This is a genomic window from Clostridia bacterium (assembly GCA_019683875.1).
Lineage (GTDB): Bacteria > Bacillota > Sulfobacillia > RBS10-35 > Bu92 > Bu92.
The window spans coordinates 1-7252 of sequence record JADGHN010000090.1 but is presented as its reverse complement, the minus strand read 5'-3'; the positions used below and the strand labels follow the sequence as shown (position 1 = coordinate 7252).

The window sequence follows — 7252 nt, the reverse complement described above, 5'->3', positions numbered from 1 at the left end:
GTCACATCAATGGCGGAGGGGGCGGGACTCGAACCCGCAAGCCCTTGCGGGCGACGGTTTTCAAGACCGTTCCGTTGCCAATTACGGTACCCCTCCGCGAACTTCCCCGGCGCCGCCACGATCGCGACGCCGTCGAGCGATTCCTATGCTACCACGTCACGATTGCGGCGCAAATTCGAGCTGTCCGCCCAGGTACGGCGCCAGCACCTCGGGCAGGCGCACCGAGCCGTCCTCGCGCTGGTAGTTTTCCAAAAGCGCCGCGAACGTCCGGCCGACGGCGAGGCCCGAACCGTTCAGCGTGTGCACGAATTGCGGCTTCGCGCCCGGCTCCGGACGGTAGCGGATGTTCGCCCGCCGGGCCTGGAAATCGCGGAAGTTCGAACACGACGAGATCTCGACGTATCGGCCGTAGCTGGGCATCCACACTTCGAGGTCGTACGTGTGGGCGGAGGCGAAGCCGAGATCGCCCGTCGACAGCGCCACGACGCGATACGGCAGGCCCAGGGCCTCGAGCACGGCGGCCGCGTGCGCCGTGAGCGTCTCCAGCTCCTTCGCGCTGTCCTCCGGCCGCACGAACTTCACGAGCTCCACCTTGTCGAACTGGTGCTGCCGGATCAGCCCCCGCGTGTCCCGTCCGGCCGCGCCCGCCTCGCTGCGGAAGCAGGGCGTGTACGCGCAGTAGTAGATCGGCAGCTGATCTGCCGAAAGGATCTCGTCGCGGTGCAGGTTCGTGACCGGCACCTCCGCCGTGGGAACGAGCCAAAGGTCGTGCCCGTCGACGCGGAACGCGTCCTCGCCGAACTTCGGCAGCTGGCCGGTCCCCGTCATGCTGGCGCTGTTGACGAGAAACGGCGGCAGCACCTCGGTGAACCCGCGCGCCGTGTGGAAGTCGAGCATGAACGCGACGAGAGCTCTCAATAGGCGGGCGCCGCGGTCGAGGAACACCGTGAAGCGCGAGCCGGTGATCTTGCCGGCGCGTTCGAAGTCGAGGAGACCGAGCGCCGGGCCCAGGTCCCAGTGCGCTTTGGGCTCGAACGGGAAGCGCGCGGGTTCCCCCCAACGACGCACTTCCACGTTCGCCGAGTCGTCCGGGCCGTCCGGCACGTCGTCGTCCGGCAGGTTCGGCAGGCGCAGGAGGAGCGATTCGATCTCGTCCTGCAGCTGCCTCTCCCGGGCTTCGAGACCGCGGATCCGCTCGGCGACGTCGCTCATGGCGGCCAGCTGCGCGGACGCGTCGCCGCCCTCGCGCTTGATGCGGCCGATCTCTTGGCTGACGCGGTTCCGTTCCGCGCGCAGGTTGTCGAGGTCGGCGACGAGCCCGCGCCACTCGGCGTCCAGCGCGAGGATGCGGTCGAGGTCCGCGGTGCTCGCGCCACGGCGTTCCAACCCGCGCCGCACGCGCGCCTCGTCCTGGCGGATGAGTTTGAGGTCGAGCACGTTCAAACCCCCTTCGTTCGGCGCGCTCCGCGGATGACGACGCTCGGATGAGACGGAGGTGCCCGCACGGGGCGGGCGCCTTCGCTGCGGACTCGCGGGCGCTACGGCCGCTGGCCGGCGATCGCCGTCAGGCCGGCGTCGAATGGCGGGCGCACGACGCCCCGCTCCGTGACGATCGCCTGGATGAGGGCGGCCGGCGTCACGTCGAACGCCGGATTCCACACATGGACGCCCTCGGCCGCCACCCGCACCCCGCCGACATGCGTCACTTCCGACGGATCCCGCTCTTCGATCGGGATGTCCGCGCCCGTGGCCGCGGAGAGGTCGACGGTGGACGACGGCGCCACCACGTAGAAGGGTACCCCGTGGTGCCGCGCGATCACGGCGAGCGCGTACGTGCCGATCTTGTTTGCGGTGTCGCCGTTGCGCGCGATGCGGTCGGCGCCGACCAGGACGGCGTCGACCTGGCCGCGCGCCATGAGGACGGCGGCCATGCTGTCGGTGACGAGCGTGGCCGGAATGCCCTCCTGCGCGAGCTCCCAGGCCGTGAGCCGCGCGCCCTGCAGGCGCGGCCGCGTCTCGCCGACCCAGACGTGGCGGAGCCGTCCAGCCGCGTGAGCCGCGCGCACCACGCCGAGGGCGGTGCCCCAGCCGGCGGTGGCCAGCGCGCCGGTGTTGCAATGAGTATACACGCGCGCGCCCTCCGGGAGGAGGGGGACGCCGTGCTCGGCCATGCGCCGGTTCGCCGCCACGTCCTCCTCATGGATGCGGCGCGCCTCGGCTTCCAGCGCGCCGGCCACCTCATCGACCCGCGCCGTCGCGCCCGGCGCGGCGAGATGCCGCGCGGCGACGCCCTCCATCCGCTCGACGGCCCAGAACAGGTTGACGGCCGTGGGCCGCGCGGCGCGCAGGCCGGCGGCCGCCTCCTCGAGCGTGCGGCGCATGGCGTCCGCTGCGGCGGCGCGGTCCGCGCCAGCGGCCACGGCGCGCGCCGCGAGCTGCGCCGCCAGGACCATTCCGTACGCCGCGGCCACGCCGATCGCCGGAGCGCCGCGCACCACCATGTCGCGGATCGCCTCCGCCACGTCCTGCCAGGTGCGGCAGGTAACGTAGCGGACTTCCCCCGGGAGCCGCCGCTGGTCCAGCAGGCGAAGGGCGTCACCCGTCCAGGCGATCGTCTCGATCACGGCCGGCCTCCCCAGGTCTCCAAAATGTAGACGTGCCGCGCCGTCGCCTCCACGAGTTCGGCGATGGCCACGGCACGTTCCAGGTCTCCCGCCCAGGTGACGACGCCGTGCCGCTCCAGGAGCAGCGCGCAACGTCCCTCCGCCGCGGCGGCCGCAGCCTCGGCCAGCTCCGCGCTGCCCGGCGGCTCGTACGAAACGAGCGGCACTTCGTGGAGCACGGCGGCCGCCTCGTCCGTCGCCATGGGCAGCGCGCGGCCCTGGAACGTCATGGCCGTCGCGTACGGGCTGTGCGTGTGGACGACGGCGCCCGCGCCGGTCCGCCGGTACAGGGCCAGGTGAAGCCTGAGCTCGGACGATGGCCGGCGCCCGTCCGCCGCCTCGCCGTCCATCGTGACGCGCACGAAGTCCTCCGGCGCGATCGTTCCCAGCGCGGCGCCCGTGGGCGTGACGAGCACGGCGTCGCCGAGCCGCATGCTGACGTTGCCGGCCGTCGCGTGGACGAGGCCCAGGCGGTCGAGGCGGTGGCAGGCGTCGGCCAGCACCCTGCGCGCCGCCGCTTCCGGCCCGCTCACCGCAGGCGGTCCCTGCCGGCGCCGGAGCCTTGGTCCTCAGGCTCTTCCGCGCACAGGCGGAGGAAGTACTGGTGCACGCGCCGGTCGTCCGTCAGCTCCGGGTGAAACGTGCCCGCGAGGAGCCGGCCCTGACGTGCCATGACGACTTGGCCGCCGTATTCGGCCAGCACCTTCACGGGCGAGCCGACCCGTTCGATGATCGGCGCGCGGATGAAGACGGCTTTCACGGGCGGCCCGGGAATCTCGGAAACGCTGACCTCCGCTTCGAAGCTTTCCCGCTGGCGGCCGTAGGCGTTGCGCTGCACGCGCATGTCCATCAGGCCCAGGCGGGGCTGGTCGCTGCCGGCGATGTCCGCCGCCAGGAGAATGGCGCCCGCGCACGTGCCGAACACGGCCATGCCCTCGCTGACGGCGTGGCGGACGGCCGGGATCAGTTCGTACTCGGCCATCAGCTTGCCGATCGTCGTGCTTTCGCCGCCGGGAATGACGAGGCCGCGCAGGCCCTCGAGGTGACGGGGCCGCTTCACGCGGACGACCTCCGCGCCGGCGGCCTCAAGCGCGCGCACGTGTTCGATGACGTCGCCCTGCAAATCAAGAACGCCGACTTTCATGACTCACCATCCGTCAAGACCGCCGTGTGCCGGACGGTCACTGGCTGCGGTCCTGCATCCGGTCCTCGGGACGCAGCGTCGCCATCTCCAGCCCGGGCATCGCCTGCCCCAGGTTGCGGCTGACCTCCGCCAGGACCTCCGGGTCGTTGTAGTGCGTCGTCGCCCGCACGATGGCGCGCGCGTACGCGGCCGGGTTCGCGGACTTGAAGATGCCGGAGCCGACGAACACGCCGTCCGCGCCCATCTGCATCATGAGCGCCGCGTCCGCCGGCGTGGCGACGCCGCCCGCGGAGAAGTTCACGACCGGCAGCCGGCCGAGCCGTTTGACCTCCCGCACCAGCTCCACCGGCGCGCCATACTCCTTCGCGATCGTGACGAGTTCCTCGTCCGGGGCCGCGACCACGCGCCGGATCTCGGCGTTGATGCGGCGGAGGTGCCGGACGGCCTCCACGATGTTGCCGGTGCCGGGCTCACCCTTCGTGCGGATCATGGCCGCTCCTTCGGCGATGCGCCGCAGCGCCTCGCCGAGGTTGCGCGCGCCGCAGACGAAGGGCACGGTGAACTCGTGCTTGTTGATGTGGAACTCCTCGTCCGCCGGCGTGAGCACTTCGCTCTCGTCGATGTAGTCGACGCCCAGCTGTTCAAGGATCTGCGCCTCGACGAAGTGCCCGATCCGGCACTTGGCCATGACCGGGATCGTCACGGCCTCCTCGATGCGCAGGATGATCTCCGGATCCGCCATGCGCGCGACGCCCCCCGCGGCGCGGATGTCCGCCGGCACGCGCTCCAGCGCCATCACCGCGACGGCGCCGGCCTCCTCCGCGATCTTCGCCTGCTCGGGCGTCGTCACGTCCATGATGACCCCGCCCTTCAGCATCTCGGCGAGGCCCTTCTTCACGCGCCAAGTTCCGCGCTCTTCAGTCACAGTCGCTTCAGGCATTGCCGTTCCCCCCTGGCTTGGAGTATGCGGGAAGCCGCGTCACTCTTCCAACATGCTGCGCTGCTCGTCCTCGCGGATGATGCGCGCGAGGGAGACGAATTCGTCGCCCGGCTCGAGGCGGATCAGCATGACGCCCTGCGTGCTGCGCCCGTGCCGCGGGATGCCGTCGACCGGCTGGCGGATGACGATGCCCTGCGCCGTCGTGAGCATGACCTCGTTCCCCGGCGAGACGGCGCGGATGGCGGCGAGCGGCCCGGTCTTCGACGTCGTGCGCATGGCGATGATGCCGCTGCCGCCGCGACCCTGGATGCGGTAATCGGTCATCGGCGTCCGCTTGCCGTAGCCGCGCGACGTCACCGTCAACAGGTCGGCCGACGGGTCGGCGATCTCCATGCCGATGACGACGTCGTCCTGCGCCAGGCGGATGCCGATCACGCCGGACGCCGCGCGGCCCATCGGGCGGATGTCGGTCTCGGGGAAGCAGATCGCCTGGCCGCCCCGCGTGGCGAGGAGGATGTGGTCGTCGCCGGTCGTGAGGCGCACGCCGATGAGCTCGTCGCCCTCGGCCAGGCTGATGGCGATGAGCCCGCTGCGGCGCACGTTCGCGAACTCGCCGAGCGACGTCTTCTTGACCTTGCCGCCGCGCGTCGCCATGACGAGAAAGCGGTCGGGGTCGAATTCCCGGACCGGCAGGACCGTGGTGATCTTCTCGCCCTGGTCCACCTGGATCAGGTTGACGATCGCCGTGCCGCGCGCCGTGCGCGAGGCCTCCGGCACCTCGAAGACGCGCAGCTGGAAGACGCGGCCGCGGTTCGTGAAGAAGAGCAGCGTCTGGTGCGTCGAGGCGACGAAGATCTGCTCCACGAAGTCCTCGTCCCTCGTGGTGATGCCCGTCACGCCGCGGCCGCCGCGCAGCTGCGTCCGGTAGGCGTCCAGGGGCGCCCGCTTGATGTACCCCGCGTGCGTGAGCAGGATCACCATGGGCGCGTCGTCGATCAGGTCCTCGGGCTCGAACTCGTCCTCCGCGGCCACGATCTGCGTGCGGCGCGCGTCGCCGAAACGATCGGCGATTTCGCGGAGCTCCTGCTTGACGACCTTGAGGACCATGGTCTCGCTGGACAGGACCGCGTTGAGGTATTCGATCTCCTTCAGCAGCTCTTCGTACTCCGCCTCGATCTTCTCGCGCTCAAGGCCGGTCAGGCGCTGCAGGCGCATGTCGAGGATGGCCTGCGCCTGCTTCTCCGACAGGACCTGGCCGTCGCCTTCCCGCGGCGCGTCCGCGCGCTCGAGGAGCCGCTCGTCGACGCCGTCCAGCCGCATGAGCCGCTGCTTCGCCTCGTCGACCGTGCGGCTGGAGCGGATGATCGCGATGACGGCGTCGATGTGGTCGAGCGCGATGCGCAACCCCTGCAGGATGTGCGCTCGCGCCTGGGCGCGATCCAGCTCGAAACGCGAGCGCCGGACGATGACTTCCTTTTGGTGGTCGACGTAGACCTGCAGCGCTTCCTTCAAGTTGAGCAGCCGTGGCCGCTGGCCGACGATCGCCAGCATGATCACGCCGAACGATTGTTGAAGCTGCGTCTCCTTGTACAGGCGGTTCAGGAGCACGTTGGGGTTGGCGTTGCGGCCGAGCTCGATCACCACGCGCAACCCGGTGCGGTCGCTCTCGTCCCTCAGGTCCGTGATGCCCTCAAGGCGCTTCTCGCGCACGAGCTCCGCGATGCGCTCGATGAGCTTCGACTTGTTGACCTGATAGGGCAGTTCGGTGACGACGATGCGGAACTTGCCGCCCTTGCCCTCCTCGATGAACGCCCGCGCGCGCAGCGTCAGCGAGCCGCGCCCGGTCTCGTAGGCCTGCCGGATCCCCTCCCGGCCGACGACCAGGGCGCCCGTGGGGAAATCCGGCCCGGGGACGTGCTCCATCAGTTTCTCGATGGTGATGTCCGGGTTGTCGATGAGGGCGATGGTCGCGTCGATCAGTTCGCGCAGGTTGTGCGGCGGGATCTTCGTCGCCATGCCGACGGCGATGCCGTCCGAACCGTTGGCGAGCAGGTTCGGGAAACGGGCCGGCAGCACGCGCGGCTCCATGTGCTCGCCGTCGAAGTTCGGTTCGAAGTCGACCGTCTCTTTGTCGATGTCGCGGAGGAGCTCCATCGCCAGGCGCGAGAGACGCGCTTCGGTGTTGTGGTTGACGAAGCCGTTCGCGACGAAGGAGTGGCAGCGGCTGTCGACACGGATCGAGTAGACAGGCTGCTCGCCCGCGTCCTCCACCCGCACGACGGGCTCGAAAAGGTAATCCGGTTCCGGAATGTCACCGGTCTTTGAAAGGCTCCGGCCGGTACGCGCGTTCAGAAGGCGCAACAGCGCCTGTCGCTTGGCCGTGGAGACGAAGCCGATCTCGGCGGCGAATCGCTGCAGGTTGCGCCATCCGGTGATGACGAGCCGCTCGCCGGCGCCCCGCCGGTCGGGCCGGAGCGCGCTCACGATCCCGAACCGCAGGAGCAG

General features: G+C 70.4%; 6 protein-coding genes and 1 tRNA gene. All 7 read right to left on the bottom strand.

What is annotated here, in order from left to right:
* Positions 1-10 precede the first annotated feature (10 nt).
* A tRNA-Ser gene (locus IRZ18_07555) sits at positions 11-96 on the bottom strand.
* Between the two features lie 60 nt (positions 97-156).
* On the bottom strand, positions 157-1437 hold the full coding sequence (serS, locus tag IRZ18_07550; GenBank protein ID MBX5476957.1) for a serine--tRNA ligase: 1281 nt from the start codon (positions 1435-1437) through the stop codon (positions 157-159).
* 101 nt (positions 1438-1538) lie between these two features.
* Positions 1539-2624: an S-methyl-5-thioribose-1-phosphate isomerase gene (gene mtnA / locus IRZ18_07545; GenBank protein ID MBX5476956.1), complete on the bottom strand. Its 1086-nt coding sequence runs from the start codon at positions 2622-2624 to the stop codon at positions 1539-1541.
* A complete protein-coding gene (locus IRZ18_07540; protein ID MBX5476955.1) occupies positions 2621-3196 on the bottom strand; it encodes a class II aldolase/adducin family protein in 576 nt (191 codons plus the stop codon). Before IRZ18_07540 ends, mtnA begins: the two co-directional genes overlap by 4 nt.
* Positions 3193-3807 carry a pyridoxal 5'-phosphate synthase glutaminase subunit PdxT gene (pdxT, locus tag IRZ18_07535; protein MBX5476954.1) on the bottom strand — a complete coding sequence of 205 codons (615 nt, stop codon included), beginning with the start codon at positions 3805-3807 and terminating at the stop codon, positions 3193-3195. The genes IRZ18_07540 and pdxT overlap by 4 nt, the downstream gene beginning before the upstream one ends.
* A 37-nt stretch (positions 3808-3844) precedes the next feature.
* Positions 3845-4747 carry a pyridoxal 5'-phosphate synthase lyase subunit PdxS gene (gene pdxS / locus IRZ18_07530; GenBank protein ID MBX5476953.1) on the bottom strand — a complete coding sequence of 301 codons (903 nt, stop codon included), beginning with the start codon at positions 4745-4747 and terminating at the stop codon, positions 3845-3847.
* 39 nt (positions 4748-4786) lie between these two features.
* On the bottom strand, positions 4787-7252 hold a 2466-nt coding region (gyrA, locus tag IRZ18_07525), incomplete at its 5' end, for a DNA gyrase subunit A (protein ID MBX5476952.1).

Coding starts and splice junctions, on each gene's coding strand:
- pdxT (MBX5476954.1), bottom strand. CDS start 3,807: ATGAAAGTCGGCGTTCTTGATTTGCAGGGCGACGTCATCGAACACGTG.
- pdxS (MBX5476953.1), bottom strand. CDS start 4,747: ATGCCTGAAGCGACTGTGACTGAAGAGCGCGGAACTTGGCGCGTGAAG.